At 59.6% G+C, this 21786-nt stretch carries 19 protein-coding genes, 1 tRNA gene and 2 pseudogenes; 14 read left to right on the plus strand and 8 right to left on the minus strand.

Annotation, left to right across the window (positions count from 1 at the left end; translation table 11 throughout):
- Nucleotides 1-172 precede the first annotated feature (172 nt).
- The 3 genes from FBY10_RS17065 to FBY10_RS17075 all read left to right on the plus strand — a co-directional run bounded on the left by FBY10_RS17065 (nucleotide 173) and on the right by FBY10_RS17075 (nucleotide 4975).
- Nucleotides 173-802, plus strand: coding sequence for a response regulator transcription factor (locus FBY10_RS17065; protein WP_131698893.1), 630 nt, complete (start codon nucleotides 173-175; stop codon nucleotides 800-802).
- 1 nt (nucleotide 803) lies between these two features.
- Nucleotides 804-4418, plus strand: coding sequence for a transporter substrate-binding domain-containing protein (locus FBY10_RS17070; protein WP_145337117.1), 3615 nt, complete (start codon nucleotides 804-806; stop codon nucleotides 4416-4418).
- Between the two features lie 134 nt (nucleotides 4419-4552).
- Nucleotides 4553-4975: a chemotaxis protein CheY gene (locus FBY10_RS17075; protein WP_131698891.1), complete on the plus strand. Its 423-nt coding sequence runs from the start codon at nucleotides 4553-4555 to the stop codon at nucleotides 4973-4975.
- Nucleotides 4976-5139: 164 nt separating this feature from the next.
- On the opposite strand, the gene FBY10_RS17080 is transcribed toward FBY10_RS17075, so the two are convergent.
- Nucleotides 5140-6216, minus strand: a complete 1077-nt coding sequence (locus FBY10_RS17080) for a 3-deoxy-7-phosphoheptulonate synthase (protein ID WP_145337118.1) — start codon at nucleotides 6214-6216, stop codon at nucleotides 5140-5142.
- Between the two features lie 624 nt (nucleotides 6217-6840).
- Here FBY10_RS17080 and FBY10_RS17085 point away from each other — a divergent pair.
- Both FBY10_RS17085 and FBY10_RS17090 read left to right on the plus strand, forming a co-directional pair.
- The gene (locus tag FBY10_RS17085) at nucleotides 6841-7590 is read left to right on the plus strand and encodes a carbon-nitrogen hydrolase family protein (protein ID WP_145337119.1); all 750 of its coding nucleotides are present in this window, start codon (nucleotides 6841-6843) and stop codon (nucleotides 7588-7590) included.
- Nucleotides 7591-8022 (plus strand): GNAT family N-acetyltransferase, encoded by a 432-nt coding sequence (locus FBY10_RS17090; protein WP_131698888.1) that lies wholly within the window; start codon nucleotides 7591-7593, stop codon nucleotides 8020-8022.
- Between the two features lie 35 nt (nucleotides 8023-8057).
- Here FBY10_RS17090 and FBY10_RS17095 read toward each other — a convergent pair whose 3' ends face one another.
- The gene (locus FBY10_RS17095) at nucleotides 8058-8294 is read right to left on the minus strand and encodes a DNA-binding protein (protein ID WP_131698887.1); all 237 of its coding nucleotides are present in this window, start codon (nucleotides 8292-8294) and stop codon (nucleotides 8058-8060) included.
- A gap of 82 nt (nucleotides 8295-8376) precedes the next feature.
- Between FBY10_RS17095 and FBY10_RS17100 the strand changes: the two genes are divergently transcribed.
- From FBY10_RS17100 to FBY10_RS17125, 6 genes and pseudogenes are all read left to right on the plus strand, one after another.
- Entirely contained in the window at nucleotides 8377-8742 is a 366-nt protein-coding gene (locus FBY10_RS17100; RefSeq protein ID WP_131698886.1) for a helix-turn-helix domain-containing protein, read from the plus strand.
- Between the two features lie 150 nt (nucleotides 8743-8892).
- Nucleotides 8893-9534, plus strand: coding sequence for a UvrY/SirA/GacA family response regulator transcription factor (gene uvrY, locus FBY10_RS17105; RefSeq protein ID WP_010566015.1), 642 nt, complete (start codon nucleotides 8893-8895; stop codon nucleotides 9532-9534).
- 1 nt (nucleotide 9535) lies between these two features.
- The gene (gene uvrC, locus FBY10_RS17110; RefSeq protein WP_145337120.1) at nucleotides 9536-11359 is read left to right on the plus strand and encodes an excinuclease ABC subunit UvrC; all 1824 of its coding nucleotides are present in this window, start codon (nucleotides 9536-9538) and stop codon (nucleotides 11357-11359) included.
- A 32-nt stretch (nucleotides 11360-11391) separates the two neighbouring features.
- Entirely contained in the window at nucleotides 11392-11952 is a 561-nt protein-coding gene (gene pgsA / locus FBY10_RS17115; RefSeq protein WP_027603207.1) for a CDP-diacylglycerol--glycerol-3-phosphate 3-phosphatidyltransferase, read from the plus strand.
- 60 nt (nucleotides 11953-12012) lie between these two features.
- A tRNA-Gly gene (locus FBY10_RS17120) sits at nucleotides 12013-12088 on the plus strand.
- Nucleotides 12089-12323: 235 nt separating this feature from the next.
- A pseudogene (locus FBY10_RS17125) lies at nucleotides 12324-13561 on the plus strand (tyrosine-type recombinase/integrase); the annotation flags it as partial.
- Nucleotides 13562-13722: 161 nt separating this feature from the next.
- On the opposite strand, the pseudogene FBY10_RS17130 reads toward FBY10_RS17125, so the two are convergent.
- Nucleotides 13723-14337: pseudogene (locus FBY10_RS17130) on the minus strand (alpha/beta hydrolase family protein); the annotation flags it as partial.
- Between the two features lie 15 nt (nucleotides 14338-14352).
- Nucleotides 14353-14862 (minus strand): Lrp/AsnC family transcriptional regulator, encoded by a 510-nt coding sequence (locus FBY10_RS17135; protein ID WP_131698884.1) that lies wholly within the window; start codon nucleotides 14860-14862, stop codon nucleotides 14353-14355.
- A gap of 198 nt (nucleotides 14863-15060) precedes the next feature.
- On the opposite strand from FBY10_RS17135, the gene FBY10_RS17140 reads away from it, so the two are divergent.
- The 3 genes from FBY10_RS17140 (at nucleotide 15061) to FBY10_RS17150 (ending at nucleotide 17139) form a co-directional block, all read left to right on the plus strand.
- Nucleotides 15061-16077 (plus strand): 1-aminocyclopropane-1-carboxylate deaminase, encoded by a 1017-nt coding sequence (locus tag FBY10_RS17140; protein WP_145337121.1) that lies wholly within the window; start codon nucleotides 15061-15063, stop codon nucleotides 16075-16077.
- Between the two features lie 127 nt (nucleotides 16078-16204).
- The gene (locus FBY10_RS17145; RefSeq protein WP_131698882.1) at nucleotides 16205-16669 is read left to right on the plus strand and encodes a transketolase; all 465 of its coding nucleotides are present in this window, start codon (nucleotides 16205-16207) and stop codon (nucleotides 16667-16669) included.
- 47 nt (nucleotides 16670-16716) lie between these two features.
- Entirely contained in the window at nucleotides 16717-17139 is a 423-nt protein-coding gene (locus tag FBY10_RS17150; RefSeq protein ID WP_145337122.1) for a hypothetical protein, read from the plus strand.
- A 46-nt stretch (nucleotides 17140-17185) separates the two neighbouring features.
- Here the strand turns inward: FBY10_RS17150 and FBY10_RS17155 are convergent, their stop codons facing one another.
- Genes FBY10_RS17155 through FBY10_RS17170 form a run of 4 tightly spaced genes read right to left on the minus strand, consistent with a single transcriptional unit; the run spans nucleotide 17186 to nucleotide 21760 of the window.
- Nucleotides 17186-18340: a M20 family metallopeptidase gene (locus tag FBY10_RS17155; RefSeq protein WP_145337123.1), complete on the minus strand. Its 1155-nt coding sequence runs from the start codon at nucleotides 18338-18340 to the stop codon at nucleotides 17186-17188.
- On the minus strand, nucleotides 18337-19761 hold the full coding sequence (locus tag FBY10_RS17160; protein ID WP_145337124.1) for a M20 family metallopeptidase: 1425 nt from the start codon (nucleotides 19759-19761) through the stop codon (nucleotides 18337-18339). The genes FBY10_RS17155 and FBY10_RS17160 overlap by 4 nt, the downstream gene beginning before the upstream one ends.
- On the minus strand, nucleotides 19758-20747 hold the full coding sequence (locus FBY10_RS17165; RefSeq protein ID WP_131698878.1) for an ABC transporter ATP-binding protein: 990 nt from the start codon (nucleotides 20745-20747) through the stop codon (nucleotides 19758-19760). The genes FBY10_RS17160 and FBY10_RS17165 overlap by 4 nt, the downstream gene beginning before the upstream one ends.
- A complete protein-coding gene (locus FBY10_RS17170) occupies nucleotides 20744-21760 on the minus strand; it encodes an ABC transporter ATP-binding protein (protein ID WP_145337125.1) in 1017 nt (338 codons plus the stop codon). Before FBY10_RS17170 ends, FBY10_RS17165 begins: the two co-directional genes overlap by 4 nt.
- Nucleotides 21761-21786 lie beyond the last annotated feature (26 nt).

A 21786-nucleotide genomic window follows, 5' to 3' on the forward strand; every position in this document is an offset into this window, starting at 1 on the left:
TTCAGGAATCAAGGCGTGGCTGCACATGTTTACTGTGTTTTGCAAAAGGAGGGGCCTTACTGCCTGAGGTGTTGTACGGAGTATTCAGTACCGCTTGTCGGAACTGTTACTTTTCACAGGTAGTGAGGTCTCGCGTGATATGTAAGCGTACTGATCTTCCCAGGGGAGTCTTATGAGCAACAAAGCTTTAATCGTGGATGATCACCCTTTTATACGCGCCACCGTGAAGTATCTGTTGAAGCAGGAAGGCTTCGATACCATCTACGAAGCGGGTAATGGCGCTGACGCCATGCAGATTGCTCGCGAAGAACGTCCGGACCTGGTTGTTCTCGACCTGGCGATGCCCAAGCTCGGTGGGTTGGAGGTGATCAGCCGGATCAAGGCGCTGGAGTTGCCCTGCAGGATCCTGGTGCTGACCTCGTATCTGGCGGTGTTCTTTTCCACTCGTTGCATGCGCGCCGGGGCGATGGGGTTTGTCGCCAAGACCGGTGAACTGGATGAGCTGCAAAAGGCGATTAGGGCGATCAGGTCCGGCTACAGTTGCTTCCCCAGCCTGCCCACCAGTTCGGTGCGTCGCGACGACCTGCAATCGACCGAGCAGGAGTTGGTGGGGGCGCTATCCGATCGCGAATTGACCGTCCTGCAAAAGCTGGCCCTGGGCCTGGGCAACAAGGAAATTGCCGAGGACATGCTGTTGAGCCACAAGACCATCAGCACCTACAAGACGCGGCTCAAGGAGAAGTTGAGTATGTCGTCGGTGGTGCATCTGTCCAAGTTTGCCCAGCGCAATCATCTGATCTGAAATGATCACCTCCCGGCGGGTGAAATGCGCGGCCATCCTGCTGATGGGGCTGTTGCCCTGGGTGGTGATGGCCTTGGAGGAACCGCACGATCTGAAACTTCTGGGCCACTCCACCCTTGAGAACCCTTCCCTGGTATTGGACGAAGCCGACTGGCGCTGGTTGCGCGAGCGCCGCACGCTGTCGATGGGGGTGTCGGCTCCCGACTACGCGCCCTTTGACCTGAGCAACAACGAGGAGCTTGAAGGCATCACGGCAGATTATGCGGCGTTGGTCGCCCAGGCGCTGAATATCACGATCGACGTGAAGCGCTATGACACCCGCGATGAGGTAATCGATGCCCTCAAGGCCGGCGCAGTGGATTTTGTGGGGTCGGCCAATGGGTTTGAGGCAGCCGACCCGAAGCTGGTGCTGTCCCGTTCCTACGCCAATGACCAACCCGCGCTGGTGACGCGCGCAGGGGAGAACCATGCGCTGAAGGCTGACCTTGCGGGCAAGCGCGTGGCGATGCTCTATCACTACATGCAGCCCGAGGCTGTCCAGGCCTTTTACCCCGATGCGCAATTGCTCTTGTTTGCCTCGACCTTCGAAGCCATTGGTGCCGTTGCGTTCGGCCAGGCGGATGTGTACCTGGGTGACGCCATCAGCACCCGCTACCTGATCAACAAGAACCATCTTAATAACGTGCGTATGGCGAATTTTTCCGCGTTGGAGGTCAACCCGTTCGGGTTCGCATTCGCCAAGGACAATACCCGCCTGTTGGGCATCATCAATACCGCGCTGGCCGCCGTTCCGGCCAACCAGCAGATGGAAATCCTGCGCCGTTGGAGTGCCGGCGGCAGCGGATTTCTGGAGGCCGAGCAACTGCGTTTGAGCGAACGTGAGCAGCGCTGGCTGGAGAAGCACCCACGAGTGAAAGTGGCGGTGCTCGACAAGTTTGTGCCGTTGTCTTTTTTCAACGAACGCGCGCAATTCGAAGGGTTGAGCTCCGAGGTGCTGTCGCGCATCAGTTTGCGCACAGGCTTGAAATTTGATGTGGAGCGGGGCAGTTCGCTACCTCAGCAAATTGACCAGGCCAGTGTCGGTCGCGTGGACATGCTGGCGGTCGTCACCCCAAGTGACGAGCGGTCCGAAAAAATCCGGTTTACCCGACCTTATTTGTCCAGCCCCTACGTATTGGTGGTACGCGCCGACGACGAGCATCTGGTGACCCTGGAAGATATGCCCGGCAAGCGCATGGCGATTATTCGCGGCAACAGCCTGGCCGCGCAAATCAGCCGGGACTACCCAAACATCGGGTTTGTCGATGTGGAGAACCCAGAGCAGGCCATGGAATTGGTGGCCAAGGGCAGCGTCGATGCGACGGCGGTTTCACTGATCAGCGCGCGCTACATGATCGCCCGCAATTACCGCAATCGCCTGCGCATCACCAGCACCGTCGGGAGTGAGCCAGCTCGCATTACCTTCGGGGTCAACCGCAGCCAACTGGAGCTGTACTCGATCCTCGACAAGGCCTTGTTGAGCATTACCCCTGAAGAAATGGACGAGCTGACCAACCATTGGCGCAGCGAGATCATCATCGAAGACAACTATTGGATGCGTCACCGCAACATCATCCTCCAGGGGTTTGGCTTGGCCGCGCTGCTGCTGCTGGTCACGCTGGGATGGGTGTTCTACCTGCGCAGCCTGATTCGCAAGCGCGCCCAGGCCGAGCGTGCCTTGAGCGACCAGATGCGTTTTATGAGCGTGCTGATCGATGGCACGCCGCACCCGATCTATGTGCGCGATCGCCTGGGCCGCCTGATGGCCTGCAATAACGCCTACCTGGATGTGTTCGGCTTCAAGTTGGAAGACGTTATCGGTAAGACCGTGGTGGAAACCGACACGGGTAACCCGCCCCAGGCCCAGTCGTTCCATGCCGATTATTTGCGTTTGATGGAGTTGGGCGAGCCGCAGGTTCATGACCGTGTGCTCAAGGCGCCCGGCGGCGAGGTGTTGACCATCTACCAATGGATGCTCCCGTACCGTGATAGCAATGGCAACGTTGTGGGTATGATCGCCGGCTGGGTGGATGTCAGCGAGCGCCAGCGCTTGCTGGGGCAGTTGCAGGAAGCCAAGGACGAGGCCGACGCCGCAAACCGTGCCAAGACCACCTTCCTGGCGACCATGAGCCACGAGATTCGCACTCCCATGAATGCGGTGATCGGCATGATCGAACTGGCCCTGAAGAATGCCGAGCAGGGCGTGGCTGACCGCGATGCGCTGGAGGTTGCGTCGGTGGCGTCCCGGAGCATGCTGGAGTTGATCGGCGATATTCTCGACATTGCGCGAATCGAATCCGGCCACCTGTCCCTGAGCCTGGAACCGGCCAATCTGTACGAACTGCTGGCCTCGCTGGCTCGGGTGTTCGAGGGGCTGGCGCGGGACAAGGGCCTGGTGTTGCAGGTGGAGCTCGACCCATTGATCGATCGGCCGGTGCTGGTTGACCCGCTGCGCTTCAAGCAGGTGGTGTCCAATGTGTTGGGTAACGCGATCAAGTTCACCACCTCCGGCCAGGTGCGCCTGGGTGCCCAGGGGGCACCGGTGTTGACCGACGACCAGTTGCACCTGCGGTTGTGGGTGGAGGACACGGGTATTGGCATCAGTGCCGAAGATCAGCAGCGTTTGTTCAACCCGTTTATCCAGGGCAGCAACAACGAACAGCCAGCGCGAAGCGGATCGGGCCTGGGGTTGGTGATCAGTCGTAACCTGTGCGAGATGATGGGCGGTCAATTGCACTTGAGCAGTGTGCTGGGTAAGGGCACGCGGGTGGATGTGACATTGACGCTGGCGCTGACAACGGCGGCGCCGGTCAGTGTCCCGGTCCCGCACATTCCGCCAGCACGCGGGTTGAACATTCTGGTGGTGGATGACTACCCGGCCAACCGCTTGTTACTGGCGCGACAGCTGAGTTTCCTGGGGCATCGCATCACTTTGGCCGAGGACGGCGCCCAAGGATTTTCACTGTGGCAGGTCGGGCATTTTGACGGCGTGATCACCGATTGCAATATGCCCTTCAAAGACGGTTACGCGTTGGCGCGTGATATTCGCGCACAGGAACGCCAGCGTGGGCTGGCGCCGTGCCTGATCCTCGGGTTCACCGCCAATGCCTTGTCGCAGGAAGCCGAACGCTGCCGGCAAGCAGGCATGGACGGTTGCCTGTTCAAGCCGACCGGGCTTGAGGACCTGCGCCAGGCCCTGGCATCACGGACCGCTGGTGCGCTAACCGATGAAGTGGAAGTGGCGTTTGATTTAAGTTCACTGATCGTGCTGACGCAGGGCGATAAGGATGCCCTCAACGAGCTGCTGACGCCGTTGCTCAGTAGCCTCGAAGAAGACCGTGCGCTGTTGCCGCGCCTGAAATCGCCGGCTGATTTCGCCAGGCTCCATGACCTGGCTCATCGCGTCAAAGGGGGCGCGCGCATGGTCAAGGCCCAGGTGTTGATCACGTGCTGCGAGACATTGGAAAGCGTGTGTGAACGGCATGACAGCGATGCAGCGGGCGCTGCGGTAGAGGCGATGGACGTGGCCATCGAACAGTTGCATCACAGCTTGAGCCGCTACGGCAATCAGGCTTGACTGCGGGAGTTGGCCATTCGGTTGATTTGGGAGAACTCCTACACGAAGGGGGAACATGCCTGATTTTGTCTTCGGGATATGTCTGGACAATGGGCCTCGCTCACTGACGAGCGCTGCCTGCCCAGGGGTTTGCCATGCCGAACAAAGCACTGACCATCCTGATTGCTGATGAACAACACCTGCAACGGTTGTACATCGAAAAAATGCTCAATCAGTTGGGGTACCACCGGATCGTGCCGGTGCAAACCTTCGAAGAAATCCAGATTCTCACCGCCATCCCGGCCGAACCCTTCGACGTGCTGATCATCAATGCGGGACTGACGGCCCATGCCTGTGGGCCTCAGCCCCAGGTGCGCCATGTATTGGTCTACGATCACCTGGATATCGGCGCACCCCCCGGCGTAACGCCGGCGGTGCTGGTGCGGCTGCCCGGTGTGCCGGACAACGTCAATCTCGAACATTTCATGGACATCATCGACCCACCCGCGGCCACTGCCGGCCTGCGGGTGTTGCCGTGGCTGCGCGAGTTATCCCGCGCACCGGTGGCCGGGGCTTAGTCCCACTTCGGCGCAATGCCCTTGGGGCTGGTCAAGCGCTGGCCCCGCTCCGAAACACCGTCGAATCCGAAAAGGACTCCTGACTGCACGTCACGAATGGCCAGTGTGCCGGACGCTGTCATGAGGCGCCGTACCTGCGGCAGCAGCGCCTTGATCGATCAGCCTTAAGCGCGCAGGCGCTCGGCAGCCGCACGCAACAACTGCTCGGTGGCGGTCCAGCCCAGGCAGCCATCTGTCACCGACACGCCGTATTTCATCGACGGGCTCAACGGCTGGCAGCCTTCGAACAAATGGCTTTCGAGCATCATGCCGATCAGCGAGGTGTCACCCTGCATGCGTTGCTCCAGCACATCGTTGAACACCGCCGGTTGGCGCAACGGGTCCTTGCCGCTGTTGGCATGGCTGCAGTCGACCATGATCCGAGGGGTGACCTTGGACTTGGCCAGGTCGTGTCTTACCCGCGCCACGCTCTGCGCATCGTAGTTCGGTCCACGGTGACCGCCACGCAGTACCAGGTGGGTGTCGGGGTTGCCTGGGGTCTGGATGATTGCCGGGTGGCCTTGGCTGTCGACGCCGAAGTGGCGGTGTGGGTGGGACGCCGAGCGCATGGCGTCACAGGCAATCGCGACACCTCCATCGGTGCCGTTCTTGAAGCCCACGGGCATGCCGAGGCCGCTGGCCATCTCGCGGTGGATCTGCGACTCCGTGGTGCGCGCGCCAATCGCCACCCAACTGAGCAGGTCATCGAAGTAGCCGGCGGCCATGGGTTGCAGCAGCTCGGTGGCGACTGGCAGGCCCAGGCGCAGCATTTCGCGCATCAGCTCGCGGGACAGGGTCAGGCCGGCGGCCATGTCATCGCTGCCATCCAGGCGTGGGTCGTAGGCCAGGCCTTTCCAACCGACAGTCGTGCGTGGTTTTTCGACGTAGGCGCGGATGACCAGCAGCATCTGGTCGCTGACTTCCAGAGCGAGCTTCTTCAGGTTACGGGCGTATTCCATGGCCGACTCCGGGTCATGGATGGAGCACGGACCGACAATGACCAGCAAGCGTGAATCTTCGCCATTGAGGATGGCGCGCACGGCTTGGCGATGGGCGTGGATCTGCTCGTTGAGGAACGGGCTGAGGGGCAACTGGTGCTTGAGCTCAAGTGAGCTGGGCAGGCGCTGGGTCAGGGCTTCATTGGCGCTGGCCAGGGCGCTGTTCAAGGCAGAGAGGGGCAGGGCGGCGACGGAGGAGATCATATTCAAGGCTTCCTGGGCAAGCGGCGGGCTATTCCCGCACGCTTGGCCTACTGGGGTGTTCGACAATTCGCCGTATCGGCTACGTGTGTTGGTTTGCCACCGATAGGTGACCGATCGGAGGCGGCAGGCTGTCCCGAGCGGAGCTTGCTAAATCGCCATGCAGTGCAGGTGTCGTAGCGGTAATAGGTGGTGTAGTTCATGTCGTGATTCCTTTAAGTGTTCTTGATCAAGCTGAAAAGTTTATGGAGACCTGAAAAAACAAAACCCCCGGTCGGGGAGCCGACCGGGGGTTAGATTTCTCTGGAAGGCGACCCCTTGAGTAGTGGGCGCCGATTTCAGGTATCAGGCGCGCCAGTGGCTAAACCAATACCCAAAATAAAAGCTGGCCAGTGCGCTCGAACCGTTCACACGGGTAGCCGACACCGAGCGCTGGGCGCTGGCAGCAGGGCAAACCTGAGTGTGGGTGAGTTGCAACATGGTGTGTCTCCAAATGTATGGGGGGAGCTTACTCGAGCCACGCAGGGAGATTCAATCAGTAATTTCTATTGCGGTGGGGGACTTACGGCTATGGGGTGAGTGCCGATATGCTGTTTGCACTTTGATACTGATTGCTTGGACGCGACCATGACTGCCCTCACCCTTGCTGCTGCTCAATCCATTTCCATCGCGGGCGATGTCCCAGCCAATGTTGAACGGCACCTCGCATTTATGCGCACGGCGGCGGAACAGGGTGTGCAATTACTGGTGTTCCCCGAGTTGTCGTTGACAGGGTATGAGCCGTCGCTGGCCGCTGAATTGGCGATTGCGCCAGAGGACAAGGTGCTGGCGCCCCTGTGCGAGATGGCGCGTGAGCTGCAACTGACGGCGGTGGTGGGGATGCCGATCCGACTGACGCCCGAGGCGGGTGTGCTGATCGGTGCGTTGGTGCTGGGAGCGGAGGGTTCCCTGGCGGTCTACACCAAGCAGCATCTGCATGCCGGCGAAGAGGCTGTGTTCGTTGCAGGGCAGGGCGGTGCGGCCCTTGAGTGGGGGGATGAGCGGATTGCGCTGGCGGTGTGCGCAGACTTTTCCCATGCCAGTCATCCTCGTGCCGCGGCGCGAGCGGGCGCCACGGTGTATGCCGCCGGCGTGTTGATCAGTGAGCGCGGCTACGCCACAGACAGTGCGCTGCTCCAAGGTTATGCCGCTGAACATGGCCTGCTGGTGTTGATGGCCAACCATGGTGGTCCTTCGGGTGGCTGGGCCTGCGCCGGTCGCAGTGCGATCTGGGCCGCCGATGGCAGTTTGCTTGCCGCGGTACCTGGCGTGGGCGATGCGTTGCTGATTGCTCGCCGCGATGGCGGGCGTTGGGCTAGCCAAGTGATGGCTCTGTAAATGGCGTTTCACCTGCGCGCGGCAACGGACCAGGACCTTCCATTTGCCCGGAAGCTGACCCACGAGGCCATGGCTCGCTACTATGTGGAGTATGGGTTGTGGTGGTCTAACGAAGGTTTCGATACGGCCTGGGCCGGCCGGGAAAACTGGCTGATTTGCCGGGACGACAGCGTCTTCGGCTTTATCAGTCTGAGCCGCGACAGTCGGGCCCTCTATATTCGCGAGTTACATATGCTGGAGGCGTATCGCGGATCAGGCGCGGGTAGCTGGGTGTTGGAGCAGATGGCGCTCAAGGCGCAGGTGCTGGGACTGTTGCGTTTGACCGTATTCAAGACTAACCCGGCCAGAAGCCTCTATCAGCGCATGGGGTTCAGCATCGTTGGTGAAGACGACTGCTTCTGGCGTATGGAGCGTGTTTGTCGCTCAAGCTAAAACGTGCACCTATTTCTTATAAGCGCATACTGGTCTCAGTCGATTTCATGATCGTTGTTCAGGCCTGCAGTCTCAGCAAGGATGATCCCTTCTTTCATGCCCAAAAGGACCGCTACCTTATGGGCCTCCCCACGCCGTCCCTTTTTGCGCCCAGCGAGCACTTGATAGGTGGTTGCCGGATCAACGCCATGTTCACGGGCGAACGCTTGAACTGACTTTCCCTGATGTTCCAGCCAGGCCTTGGCTTGTGCAGCGGTACGGATTCCGGGCATAGTTCAAAACCGTTCAAGTTTGTTTAATAAAGAGATGAGCGTGTCACCTCTCGGGGTGTGCCAAATAGGATCATACATCCAAATGAGTGGAATCGGTTCGCGTTTAAGGCAAGAAAGAGAGCGGCTTGGCTTGTCGCAAAAAGTGTTTGGTGAGATCGGGGGTGTTGAAGCCAACGCACAAGGTAAATACGAAAGTGGAGGGCGTGCACCTAAGGCCGATTACTTGTCTCGTGTCGCCGAAAGAGGTGTGGATGTGTTGTACGTATTGACTGGCGCAGCCACGCCCATTCAATGGGAGAATTTGAGTCAGATCGAAGAGAAAGTTCTCGGGGACTATCGCGCAATGTTCAAGGAAGACCAGGCTGCAATCCGTCGCCTGACCTCAACGTTGGCTGAACACTCGATTGCGATGAATGGAAAAGCCAAGCCACAGCCCCAGGATTCCTGACGCCTTGCCCAGCAATTGAGCCATCCGCCGCTCGGCGGATGGCTATCGCTCAATCAATCTCTCTCTATATGACGCGTGCTATTAGGTCTGCGCCTTGGTTTTTTGCTAAGGTGTTCAGCAACCTATAAGACCATTTCGCGAGGTGTCTGCTTGATTAGGGTGCTAGTAGTCGATGACCATGATCTCGTTCGTACAGGTATTACACGAATGCTGGCTGACATCGATGGCCTGCAAGTAGTCGGTCAGGCCGAGTCAGGTGAGGAATCCCTGATCAAGGCCCGGGAGTTGAAACCCGATGTGGTGTTGATGGACGTCAAGATGCCTGGGATCGGCGGTCTTGGCGCTACTACCAAATTGCTACGCAGCCATCCGGACATCAAGGTCGTGGTGGTGACCGTGTGCGAGGAAGATCCGTTTCCGACACGCTTGCTGCAGGCCGGCGCTGCGGGATACCTCACCAAAGGTGCGGGCTTGGCGGAAATGGTCCAGGCCATTCGCCTGGTGTTTGCCGGCCAGCGCTATATCAGCCCGCAGATCGCCCAGCAATTGGCTATCAAGTCCTTCCAACCCACCAGCGACTCACCGTTTGATGCGCTGTCGGAGCGGGAAATCCAGATTGCCTTGATGATTGTCGGTTGCCAGAAGGTGCAGGCGATCTCCGACAAGCTGTGCCTGTCGCCCAAGACCGTCAACACCTACCGTTATCGCATTTTCGAGAAGCTCGCCATCAGCAGTGATGTCGAATTGACCTTGCTCGCGGTGCGCCACGGCATGGTGGACGCCAGCGCCTGACATGACCACACCGTTTGATCCGAGTGCCTTCCTTTCAACCTGCAGTGGCCGCCCTGGCGTGTACCGCATGTTCGACAGCGAGGCGCGCCTGCTTTACGTCGGTAAAGCCAAAAACCTCAAGAGTCGTCTGGCGAGTTACTTTCGCAAGACCGGTCTCGCGCCGAAAACCGCCGCCCTGGTGGCGCGTATCGCCCAGGTCGAAACCACCATCACCGCCAACGAAACCGAAGCGCTGCTGCTTGAGCAGACGCTGATCAAGGAATGGCGGCCGCCCTACAACATTCTGCTGCGTGACGATAAATCCTATCCCTATGTGTTTTTATCCGACGGTAACTTCCCACGCCTGAGCATTCACCGTGGGGCGAAGAAGGCGAAGGGCAAGTACTTTGGGCCTTATCCCAGCGCCGGGGCCATTCGTGAAAGCCTGAGCCTGCTGCAAAAAACCTTTTTTGTGCGCCAGTGCGAAGACAGTTTCTATAAGAACCGTACCCGGCCCTGCCTCCAATACCAGATCAAGCGCTGCAAGGCGCCCTGTGTGGGGTTGGTTGAGCCGGCGGAGTACGCCGAGGATGTGCGCCATTCGGTGATGTTTCTCGAGGGACGCAGCAATGCGCTCACCGATGAGCTTTCCACAGCCATGGAGCAGGCGGCCAGTACCCTGGATTTTGAACGGGCCGCCGAGCTGCGCGACCAGATTTCGCTGCTGCGCCGTGTTCAGGACCAGCAAAGCATGGAAGGCGGCACCGGCGACGTCGATGTGATCGCGGCCTTCGTCAACCCGGGCGGTGCCTGTGTGCACCTGATCAGCGTGCGCGGCGGGCGGGTGCTGGGCAGCAAGAACTTCTTTCCGCAGACCGGTATTGACGAGGAGGTCGCCGAAGTCATGGCTGCTTTCCTGGGCCAGTATTACGTGAGCAGCCCCGAGCGCGACCTGCCGTCGGAGTTGATCGTCAATGTGGTCCACGAAGACTTCCCCGCGTTGATCGAAGCGATCCACGAACTGCGCGGCCGCGAGCTGGACATCAGCCACCGTGTACGCGGGACCCGCGCGCGCTGGCAGCAACTGGCGGTGACCAACGCCGAGCAAGCCCTGAGCGCGCGCCTGGCTAACCGGCAGCACGTCGCCGCCCGCTTTGACGCCCTGGCTGAAGTCCTTAACCTGGAAGAGCCGCCCCAGCGCCTGGAGTGCTACGACATCAGCCACTCCAGTGGCGAGGCCACGGTGGCGTCCTGCGTGGTGTTCGGACCGGAAGGGCCGATCAAGTCCGATTACCGGCGCTACAACATCGAAGGCGTCACCGCTGGCGATGACTACGCCGCCATGCACCAGGCCCTCACGCGCCGCTTCAGTAAGTTGAAGGACGGGGAGGGCAAGTTGCCGGATATCCTCCTGGTCGACGGCGGCAAGGGCCAGTTGTCGATGGCCCGTGATGTGCTCAACGAGCTGGCGGTGCCGGACCTGATCCTGCTGGGCGTGGCCAAGGGCGCGACGCGCAAGGCGGGTTTCGAGACGTTGTACTTGAATGATGCCGCCCATGAGTTCACTTTGAAGGGCGACTCACCCGCGTTGCATTTGATTCAACAGATTCGCGACGAAGCCCACCGTTTCGCCATTACCGGCCACCGCGCCCGTCGTGGCAAAACCCGGCGAACCTCAACCCTGGAAGGGGTGGCAGGGGTAGGGCCGACGCGGCGTCGCGACTTGCTTAAACATTTTGGTGGCTTGCAGGAGCTGTCCCGTGCCAGCATTGACGAGATAGCCAAAACACCCGGTATCAGTAAAAAGCTCGCTGAGCTGATTTATGCGAATCTGCATAGCGAATAGAATGCCTTTCCACCTCGTAGCCAGTTGTGCCGATGAATATCCCTAATCTGATTACCGTTCTACGTGTCCTGCTCATCCCGATTTTCATTTTGTTGTTCTATTTACCGTACGAATGGAGTTATCTGGCCTCCAGTTCAGTGTTTGCCTTTGCGGCCGCCACCGACTGGCTCGACGGTTACTTGGCGCGCCGCCTGGAGCAGAGCACGCCCTTCGGCGCGTTCCTCGACCCTGTGGCTGACAAGCTGATGGTGGCCGTCGCCCTGGTCCTGCTGGTGCAGGAGCACGGGAACCTGTGGCTGACCCTGCCGGCCGCCGTGATCATCGGCCGCGAGATCGTCGTGTCGGCCCTGCGCGAATGGATGGCCGAAATCGGCGCCCGTGCCCACGTGGCCGTGTCCAACATGGGCAAATGGAAAACCGCCGCGCAAATGCTCGCGCTGGTCATCCTGCTGGCCAACCCATCGGATTTCTCGTTCTGGGTACTGACTGGCTATGCCTTGCTGCTGATCGCAGCGGGCCTGACCCTGTGGTCGATGCTCCAATATCTGCGCGCCGCCTGGCCGCATCTGCGCACTACCGTTGAAAAGAAATAAAACTTTTTTGAATCAAGGGGTTGACGGGTGCTGAGGATTCTATAGAATGCGCATCACCAAGCGGGAATAGCTCAGTTGGTAGAGCACGACCTTGCCAAGGTCGGGGTCGCGAGTTCGAGTCTCGTTTCCCGCTCCAAATATTGCGCTGCAGAGTTCCATTGAATTCTGTAAGTGATTGAAATAAGGACCTTCGGGTCCTTTTTTCGTTCCTGCGGGAACCACTGCAATCCAGCTCCATCCAGTGCTTTTAAGTCCCGATTTAAGTCCCAAATGAGGATCTTGGGTTTGGATGTGCACTGAATCGGTTTTTTGCTGGAGAAGCTTGGATAGCGAGACGAGCATCCGGTCCTGACTCTGTTCAGCAGCCTGCTATGGCACTCTCGGATACGACCGTTCGGCAAGCCCGAATCACCGGCAATGACTACACGATAGGCGACACGGATGGGCTTGCGCTCAACGTGACGGCCCGCGGTGGGAAAATCTGGCGTTTCCGATATTACTGGGCGGGCGTGCAGAAGCGCATGTCTCTCGGTAGTTATCCGCAAATCAGCCTTAAAGAAGCCCGTGCCCGACGTGATGAGGCTCGCGCCTTGGTCGCCCAAGGCATCAATCCCTATGAGCACCGTAAACAGCAGCGTCGTGCTGTTCGTTTTGCGGCAGAGCACACCTTTGAGGCCGTGTTCAATCAGTGGGTAGAGTTCCGCAGGCTGAGCCTGAAGGAAGGGCGCCAGAGCACGCTCTCGCAGATCTTGCGAATCTTCAACAAAGACGTCTTGCCCGTACTGGGTGGACGGTCCATCTACGATATCAGTCGCCACGATCTGCTGGATTTACTGAGCAGGATCGAACAGCGCAAGGCCTTAACGACAGCCGAAAAATGCCGGACCTGGTTCAACCAATTGTTCTGCTATGCGCTGGTGAATATTGAGGGGCTGGAACACAACCCAGCTTCAGGCCTCGACGTTGTCGCACTCCCCAAACCGCCTGTTACGCACAACCCATTTCTTCGTATGGACAAGCTTCCGGGATTGATGGTTGCTCTTCGAATTACGGCGGTGCCAACCAAACACGGCTTGGCCTTCGGTTGTTGTTGCTGACCAGTGTCCGCACGGGTGAGTTACGGTTGGCGACACCCGACCAGTTCGATCTGGAGAAGCGCTTGTGGGTCATACCGGCGGAAGTGGTAAAGCAGCTCCAGTTAGCGATGCGGAAGCCAGGTAAGCAGATTCAAAATGTACCGCCCTACATTGTCCCGCTGTCGGTTCAGGCGCTGGAGATTGTGCGTCACTTGCTGGACCAGGTTGTTCCCGCGCAGCGCTACTTGTTTGCGCATCGAAGCGACCTGAGCAAGCGTATCAGTGAGAACACGCTGAATGGTGCGTTACGCCGGATGGGGTACGCCGATCAATTCACGGGCCATGGGACGCGGGCGACGATCTCGACGGCGCTGAACGAGATCGGATATCCAAAGATATGGGTGGATGCACAGCTTTCTCATGCTGATCCGGATAAGGTAAGTGCGGCTTACAACCATGCGGAATATGTCGAGCAGCGCCGGACGATGATGCAGGACTGGGCGAATGGTCTGGATCTTTGGGGGCAGGGTCAGCCAGGGAAATATTATCTGGAAAAGGTTCACTTGCCATGTTGCCGGTCGAGTTGAGGTTTAAGCCCAGCGATCGGAGCTCACAAGATCCCACTAATGGAGAAGCAACCTCGCGAGTCGCGCCGGGCCAACACCAGCCGAGAGTCTAACAAGTTAAGCATCTGTCATTCCGTTCGACCGCCGAGCACTTCAGCCACCCAATCGGCGATATATTGTCCGGCATTGATACTGTTGTCGAAGCTCGAATGCTGCACGCCCCCCTCACGTTCGGTGAAAATTTTCAGCTCGCGTTTTGGGCTGTTGACCAACTGTTCGTAGGTGCGGTGGGCCCACTTCAATGGAATCTGCGAATCCTTTTCACCGTGGGTGACCAGGAAGGGGACATTGATGCGGTCCAGGATGCCGTCCAGATGAACGTTCTCGGCGATGGTCATGAACTCGTCCGTGTCCTTGGCCCCCCAGACCCAAGACACATGCGACCAGTAATGCGGCACCGGGAAGCTGCCTTCCTTTTCCAGGCGACGTTTCTGTACATCACGCCAGTCATGGTTGGCGCCCCACACCACGCCGCAAGCGAAGCGCGGCTCGAAGGCTACCGCGCGCGGGCAGTAGTATCCGCCGAGCGACACACCTTCCAGGCCAATGCGTTTGGCGTCGACATCGTCGCGGGTTTCCAGCCAATCCACCACGCGGCTGGCCCAATGTTCGCTGTCGAAGCGCGCGGTCAGGTTGTGTAGGCGCAATGCTTCGCCGGTGCCGGGTTGGTCGATGATTAATGCTCGACTAGCGACGCTTCAAAGGGGAATGTGGGTGGTCGACAAGACCTGACGCAACCCCATGAACGATCGAATCTGGCGAACCCCAGGCAGGTAAAGCAACTGCTCCGCGTGGAGCCGGTTGAAACTGTTGCTGTCCTTGGTTCGTATCAACATGAAGTAGTCGAACTCCCCCGTCACCACATGGCACTCCATGCAGCCGGACACTTTTTGTGCGGCTGCCTCGAATGCGGCGAAGGATTCCGGTGTGGAGCGGTCCAGCACCACGCCGATCAACACCACCATCCCCGCATCCAGCGCCACAGTGTCCAGCAGTGCAACGATGCCTTTGATCAGGCCAACTTGCTTGAGCCGCTCGACGCGCCTGAGACACGCCGGTGCACTCAATTTCACCTTCTCTGCCAGCGCCACATTGGAGATGGAGGCATCTCGCTGCAGGGCCTTGAGAATGGCGCGGTCGGTTCGATCCAGCGGCTGCGGCATCGGGGTTGATACGCTTGGCTTCCTGCGAGTATTTATTGCGTTCATAACTGTTTATTCGCAATTAAAGTATGTTCGATATTTATAGCGAGAAATTATAGTTCTTTAAGTGCTAGAAGTTTGCAACACATCTTTTTGGAAATCTTCTTAATATTGAACTCATCGAAGCCCGTCTGAAAGAACCTGGAAGGCAACCTTTGCCTTTCGGTCTGGCGCTTTGATGTCCAGTAATCAAGGAGCAGCGTCATGAACCTGAATCGTTTTAAACGTTATCCGTTGACCTTCGGTCCTTCTCCCATCACGCCCTTGAAGCGCCTCAGTGAACACCTGGGTGGCAAGGTCGAGTTGTATGCCAAACGTGAGGACTGCAACAGTGGCCTGGCCTTCGGCGGGAACAAAACGCGCAAGCTGGAATATTTGATTCCCGAAGCCATCGAGCAGGGCTGCGATACCTTGGTTTCCATCGGCGGTATCCAGTCGAACCAGACCCGCCAGGTGGCCGCCGTTGCCGCTCACCTGGGCATGAAGTGCGTGCTGGTGCAGGAAAACTGGGTGAACTACTCCGATGCGGTGTATGACCGCGTTGGCAATATCGAAATGTCTCGCATCATGGGCGCCGAGGTACGACTGGACGCCGCCGGGTTCGATATCGGCATTCGGCCCAGCTGGGAGAAGGCCATGGACGATGTGGTGGAGCGGGGCGGCAAGCCGTTTCCGATACCGGCGGGTTGTTCCGAACACCCCTACGGCGGCCTTGGGTTCGTCGGTTTTGCCGAGGAAGTGCGAGAGCAGGAAAAACAACTGGGGTTCACGTTCGACTACATCGTGGTCTGCTCTGTGACCGGCAGTACCCAGGCCGGCATGGTCGTCGGTTTCGCCGCGGACGGCCGTTCGAAGAACGTTATCGGCATTGATGCCTCGGCCAAGCCGGAGCAAACCAAGGCACAGATCCTGCGTATCGCCCGGCACACCGCAGAGTTGGTGGAACTGGGCCGTGAAATCACCGAAGACGACGTCGTGCTCGATACACGTTTTGCCTACCCGGAATACGGCTTGCCCAACGAAGGCACGCTGGAAGCCATTCGTTTGTGCGGGAGCCTGGAAGGTGTGCTGACCGATCCGGTGTACGAGGGAAAATCCATGCACGGGATGATTGAAATGGTCCGCCGTGGTGAGTTCCCCGAAGGCTCGAAAGTGCTGTATGCGCACTTGGGTGGGGCGCCTGCGCTGAATGCCTACAGCTTCCTGTTTCGCAACGGCTGATTAACGCCAATAACCAGGGAGCTCACGAAGCGATGGGTGAGTCGGCATCAATATTGAATGTCACGACCCCATCGTCGAATCGCCACCCGGAGCACGTTGCTCCTATCCAACCGCCGGGAGTACCGCCATGCATGCGATAACGCAATCCGCAGTCTGGATCAAGGAGCCTTCGGCGGATGCCGGAGTGGTGATCGTTACCAGCGCCGCGTTGCCCCCGTACATGATCGACAAGCTGCACGTAGCGATAGATGAGTGGGACCAGGTGGCCTATCTAGCCGTCAAACAATCCGAGGCGTTGAGGCTCGACTGGTTGCGGGCAGGGTCCAGCCCGGAGCCGTCTGCCGGGGGCTACGCGTGCCATGCCAGCCAACTGCTGCGCGGCGTCTCCCACGGCAGCTTTTTACTGGATGTCGAAACTGGCACGGATGCCGGCATGACCTGGCTGGGATCCGTCTTTGGTCATCCTTTGCGCGTGGTCGAACTTGGAACAATAGCTTCCTCCACTGCGCACATGGATCAACAGGTGGAGGCGGTGTTAGCGGCGACCCGAAGCCTGGCGAAAAGCGTGTTGCAGGCACGCGGCGTCATTTAACTGATGTCCTGGTCAATTTGCCTGTTGAAACAATAAAGGCATCGCTTATGAGCCAAACTGCCGATTGTCGTCCCAACGCAATGAAGTGGATGCGCGAGCCGTCAAGTTGCACACGCATCGTGGTCATCGTGTGCGGACTTGATAGCGTTCATATTGACTTGATTCATCAAGGGTTCAGCTGTTTTGACAATGTTGCGCTGCTCCATGTCGATACGGTGGACACCGTGCCTGGCAAGCGCGTTGATGTGCAAGTGGTCAAGAATGACTGTTCTTTTGTAGTGCTCGGTGAACTTGATGAACATTTATTGCATGGCCTTTCCATGGGCAAACGATGCATCTACTCCATAGCGCCAGACGGGACGGCCGAATGTTCGGTCATTGCAGCAGTAGAACAGGTCAAAAACTTTGCCAGAGTGAGCCATTCGCGCCACCTTGAAGCGATACCCGACAGCGGCAGGAGCTGCCTGTGAGCCTGTCGGATCCCCTGACCTCGGCGACGCGTAGAAACCCATGACCTCAAACGCTGTCGCCGACCGCCAGAATGGTCGCCACCAGGGCCAGGGCGCGAGGCACCAGGGTGTCCAGTTCCAGGTATTCACGCTCAGTGTGGACCTTGCCGCCCACTGGACCGAGCCCGCACAGGGTTGGAACGCCCAAGCTGGCGGTGAAGCCGGAGTCGGCGCAACCACCGGTGAATTCGCCTTCGACGCTGAAGCCCAGCGCCAGTGCTTTTTGTTGGTAGAGGTGCAGCAGTCGTTCGCTGTGGCGTGCTTCCATCGGTAGAAAGGTCGTCGCTTCCTTGAGGACGGCGCGGGTGCCGATCACTTCTTCTTCGGCGACGATGGCCTGGATTTCGCTGAAGATCCGATCCCAGTGCTTGAGTTCGATGAAGCGCACGTCCAGCCGCGCGCAGGCGCTGGGCGCGACGGTATTGCTCGACGTACCGCCGGATATCAGCCCAACGTTAGTGGTGATGCCTGCCGGGTAATCGGTCAAGGCATGCAGCTTGACGATCTTGCGGGCCAGGGCCTCGATGGCGCTGGCCCCGTCGGCATGGTTGACCCCGGCATGCGCCGCGCGGCCGCTGACTTCGATGATCAGCGTAGCGCCGCCTTTGCGTGCGCTGACCACGTTGCCGCTGGCCCGGCCGGGTTCGGTATTGAGCACGGCGCGGGCGGCACGGGCGGCTTTTTCGATATGGGGCCTGGCGCTGCCGGAGCCGATTTCTTCGTCGCCGGTGTACAGGACCTGCACCGGATAGGGCAACCGGCCGGCGCGCTTGAGGGCCATGAGGGCGAAGCAATTGAGCACCAGGCCGCCTTTCATGTCGGCGACACCAGGGCCATAGGCGAGGTTGGCGTCGCGGCTGTAGCCGCGAGTCGTGGTGGTGCCTTTGGGGAACACCGTGTCGCGATGGCCCAGCAACAGCACCGGTTTTCCAGAATCGCCTGGCACTTCGGCGAGCAGCACGTCACCAAAACCCTCGACCGGCATGTGCTTGAGCAGGATGCCGTCGGCTTGCAGTTCAGCCGCGAGCAGCGCGCCCACAGCGTCGACGCCCGCCTTGTCATAGCTGTTGGAGTCGGTGTCGACGATACGCTGCAGCAGCGCCTCCATGGCTTCGCGCTGGTCAGCAAGCCAGTCCAGGGCCTGTTGTGGCGTGGCGCTCATTGCGCCTGCTCCCGTAACTGATGTTCCCGCGTCAGGCGTGCCGCGTCGTTGCCCAGGTCCCAGAACAGCCCGGCCATGATTTGCAGGCTTTCCTTGACCACCGGTGCCAGCAAGTGCTCGTCCGGCGCATGTTGCGAGCACGCCGGGTACGAGTGCGGCACCCACAAGGTTGGCAAACCGAGCACGTCCGCGAACACGTCGTTGGGCAGCGAGCCACCGAGGTTTGGCAGCAGCGCAGGTTTTTTGCCGGTGGTCTGTGCCAGGGAACTGAGCGCCCAATCGACCCAAGGGCTCTGCGGATCCAGCCGAGTGGCATGCATCACATCAATGCGGCTTTGCTTGACCTCAACATTGTTGAAGCCATGCGCATCCAGGTGGGTACGTACCGCCGGGATAAAGGTCGTGTAGTCGCTGTCGACCACGAAGCGGATATGGCAGTGGGCGTTAGCCTTGCCGGGAATCGCATGCACCGGGGCGTCTGGGTTGCCGGTCTTGAAGGCGATGACGTCGAGGGTGTTCCAGCCGAACACCTTTTCGCTCAGCGAAAGCGTCGGGTTACCCCAGTTGGCGTCGATGTCCGGATCGCCCGGTCCGCCACCAACGGCAATATCGGCCAGTGCCTGTCGAACCGGCTCCGGCAGTGTCTCAGGCATCAGGCCTGCAACTTTCACCCGACCATGTTCATCGACCATGCTCGCGATGGCATTGGCCAGGATGATGCCGGGATTGGCCAGCAACCCGCCCCAGTTACCGGAGTGATGAGCGCCTTCACGCAAATTGACCACCAGCTCGAAGTTGAACACCCCGCGTGAGCCGAGAAAAATCGTCGGGCGTGATGCCGCCAGGCGCGGGCCGTCCGAAGCGATGAAAATATCCGCTGCAAGCTCTTTGCTGTGCGCGGCACAGAATGCATTCAAGCCCGGCGAGCCTTCTTCTTCGCCCATTTCCAGCAGCAGCTTGACGTTGAAACCCAGCTTGCCATCGCGCGCCTTGAGCGTTTGTTCCAGGGCGGTCAGGTTGATCAGGTGCTGGCCTTTGTTATCCGCCGTGCCGCGGCCGTACCAGCGATCGCCTTCGGCAATGACTTGCCACGGCGACAGTCCTTCGCGCCATTGCGCCTCATAGCCGCGCACCACATCACCGTGGCCGTAGCTGAGCACGGTCGGCAGGTCCGGGTGTTCAATGCGCGTGGCGATCATGAAGGGGCCGCGTTCTGCCACCGGGTTGTCATGGATCTTGACGCTGAAACCCATCGCCTCGACATGCGGGGTGATGAACTCATTGAGGTAGCGATACAGCTCGGGCTGGCTGTCCGCTGCCTGGCTTTCGGTGTGCAAGGCGACGCTGCGTTGGAGCAGATTGAAGAATTCGCCGTTGTCGAATTGCGCTGTGGTGTTGCTGATAGCCAGTGAACGACTCATGAGTGGACAAGCTCCAGTGTTTGGGCAGAAGTGTCGTGAAGGTGGCAACGCACGTTGCCGCCGATAAGCGGACCGTTGGCCGGGTAGGCCGTTTTGCAGGGAGCGAAGCAGCTCGGGCAGCGCGGATGGAAGGCGCAACCGGACGGCGGTGACATAGGGTTGGGGAAGGTGCCATGCAGACCGATGTCGGGAATGCCCAGGCGCGGATCGGGCGTGAGCACCGAATCCAGCAAGGCGCGGGTATAAGGGTGGCCGGGTTGAGCGAACAACGATTCGCGCGTGCGTTCTTCGACGATGCGCCCCAGGTACATCACGGCGACCCGGTCGGCGAGGTGTTCGATGACCGCCAGGTTATGGCTGATCAGCAGATAGGTCAGGCCGAATTCGCGCTTGAGGTCCTGCAGCAGATTGAGGATCTGCGCCTGCACCGACACATCCAGCGCTGAGGTGGGCTCGTCGCAGATCAACACGTCAGGGCGCATGATCAGCGCTCGAGCAATCGCGACCCGCTGGCGTTGCCCGCCGGACAGCTGGCTCGGGTAGCTGTCGATCACCCGCTTGGGCAGGCCGACCACATCAAGCATCGCCTCGGTCTTCCTGCGGCGCTCGGCGGTGCTGCCGATGCCATGCACGATCAGCGGCAGGGTAACGATTTCGCGCAGGGTCTTGCGTGGATTCAGCGAGGAATACGGGTCCTGGAAAATCGGCTGAATACGCCGGGACATTTCCTTGCGATCAGTCGCCGCGAGGTGTTTGCCATTGACCAGCACATCGCCGCTGGTGGGCGGCAATAGACCGAGCAGCATCTTGGCCAGGGTACTTTTGCCGCAACCGGACTCGCCCACCAGACCGAGGGTCTCGCCACGCATCAGGCGCAGGGAAACACCATCCACGGCCTTCAGGGTGGCGGCGGGTTTGAAAAAGCCCGTGTTGATCCGAAACTCGCGGCGGATGTCACACAGCTCCAAAGCGATGTCTTTTTTCATGACCTTGCACGCTCCTGAAGGCGAATCGGTGCCGGGGCCGGGGCGGCGAGCAGGCAGCGCGCCATGTGCCCGTCCTGTTCGACTTCGGGGATGTTTTGCGCGCAGGCCGGCATCGCCTGGCCGCAACGATTGCGGAATGCACACCCTTGCTGTTCGCCGACCAGACTCGGCACCAGGCCTGGAATCGAACCCAGCGCCTCACCCGGTTTGGTCCGGCCAGGGATTGGAATACTCGCCAGCAGACCCCGGGTGTACGGATGCTGCGGGTTCTCGAACAGTTGCAGGGCAGGGGCGGTTTCGACGATTTCCCCGGCATACATCACGGCGACCCGGTCGGCGATCCGTGCCACCAGTCCAAGGTCGTGGGTGATGAAAATCACCGCCAGGCCGAGTTCTTTCTGAATGTCGCGGATCAAGCGCAGGATCTGCGCTTGAATGGTCACGTCCAGCGCCGTGGTGGGCTCATCAGCGATGATCAGGTCCGGTTCGCACATCAACGCCATGGCGATGATCACCCGCTGGCGCAGCCCGCCGGAAAGCTGATGCGGATACTGACGCAAGCGCTCGGTGGCGTTGCTGATCCCGACCTTCTCCAGCATCTGCGCGGCGCGCGCCAGGGCCTCCTTGCGTGAGACCTTGCGATGCTGAGTCAGTACTTCGCTGAGTTGATCGCCAATGCTGTAGGCCGGGTTCAGCGAGGTCATCGGCTCCTGGAAGATCATCGCCAGGCGGTTGCCGCGCAGGTCGCACATGCGCCGCTCGCTCTGGCCGAGCATGTCGATGCCGTCCAGCGTCAGCCGGGACGCGGTGCGTTTGGCCTTGCGTGGCAACAGGTCCATCAACGCCAACGAAGTCAGGGATTTGCCGCAGCCGGACTCCCCGACGATGCACAGCATTTCACCGCGCTCGACTTCAAAATTCAGACCGCGTACGGCATGCAGCATGTCATCCGGCGTCGGGCTGTTGCCCATGGGGATGTCCACGCGCAGGTTTTCCACATGGAGTAGTGCCATGTTCGGTGCCCTCTATCAGTTACGGC

Source organism: Pseudomonas sp. SJZ103 (genome assembly GCF_007828335.1).
Classification (GTDB): domain Bacteria; phylum Pseudomonadota; class Gammaproteobacteria; order Pseudomonadales; family Pseudomonadaceae; genus Aquipseudomonas.

Coding starts and splice junctions, on each gene's coding strand:
- FBY10_RS17065 (WP_131698893.1), top strand. CDS start 173: ATGAGCAACAAAGCTTTAATCGTGGATGATCACCCTTTTATACGCGCC.
- FBY10_RS17070 (WP_145337117.1), top strand. CDS start 804: ATGATCACCTCCCGGCGGGTGAAATGCGCGGCCATCCTGCTGATGGGG.
- FBY10_RS17160 (WP_145337124.1), bottom strand. CDS start 19,761: ATGAGTCGTTCACTGGCTATCAGCAACACCACAGCGCAATTCGACAAC.
- FBY10_RS17100 (WP_131698886.1), top strand. CDS start 8,377: ATGAGTGGAATCGGTTCGCGTTTAAGGCAAGAAAGAGAGCGGCTTGGC.
- pgsA (WP_027603207.1), top strand. CDS start 11,392: ATGAATATCCCTAATCTGATTACCGTTCTACGTGTCCTGCTCATCCCG.
- FBY10_RS17075 (WP_131698891.1), top strand. CDS start 4,553: ATGCCGAACAAAGCACTGACCATCCTGATTGCTGATGAACAACACCTG.
- FBY10_RS17135 (WP_131698884.1), bottom strand. CDS start 14,862: ATGAACGCAATAAATACTCGCAGGAAGCCAAGCGTATCAACCCCGATG.
- FBY10_RS17140 (WP_145337121.1), top strand. CDS start 15,061: ATGAACCTGAATCGTTTTAAACGTTATCCGTTGACCTTCGGTCCTTCT.
- FBY10_RS17145 (WP_131698882.1), top strand. CDS start 16,205: ATGCATGCGATAACGCAATCCGCAGTCTGGATCAAGGAGCCTTCGGCG.
- uvrC (WP_145337120.1), top strand. CDS start 9,536: ATGACCACACCGTTTGATCCGAGTGCCTTCCTTTCAACCTGCAGTGGC.
- FBY10_RS17090 (WP_131698888.1), top strand. CDS start 7,591: ATGGCGTTTCACCTGCGCGCGGCAACGGACCAGGACCTTCCATTTGCC.
- FBY10_RS17165 (WP_131698878.1), bottom strand. CDS start 20,747: ATGAAAAAAGACATCGCTTTGGAGCTGTGTGACATCCGCCGCGAGTTT.
- FBY10_RS17095 (WP_131698887.1), bottom strand. CDS start 8,294: ATGCCCGGAATCCGTACCGCTGCACAAGCCAAGGCCTGGCTGGAACAT.
- FBY10_RS17085 (WP_145337119.1), top strand. CDS start 6,841: ATGACTGCCCTCACCCTTGCTGCTGCTCAATCCATTTCCATCGCGGGC.
- FBY10_RS17080 (WP_145337118.1), bottom strand. CDS start 6,216: ATGATCTCCTCCGTCGCCGCCCTGCCCCTCTCTGCCTTGAACAGCGCC.
- FBY10_RS17155 (WP_145337123.1), bottom strand. CDS start 18,340: ATGAGCGCCACGCCACAACAGGCCCTGGACTGGCTTGCTGACCAGCGC.
- FBY10_RS17150 (WP_145337122.1), top strand. CDS start 16,717: ATGAGCCAAACTGCCGATTGTCGTCCCAACGCAATGAAGTGGATGCGC.
- FBY10_RS17170 (WP_145337125.1), bottom strand. CDS start 21,760: ATGGCACTACTCCATGTGGAAAACCTGCGCGTGGACATCCCCATGGGC.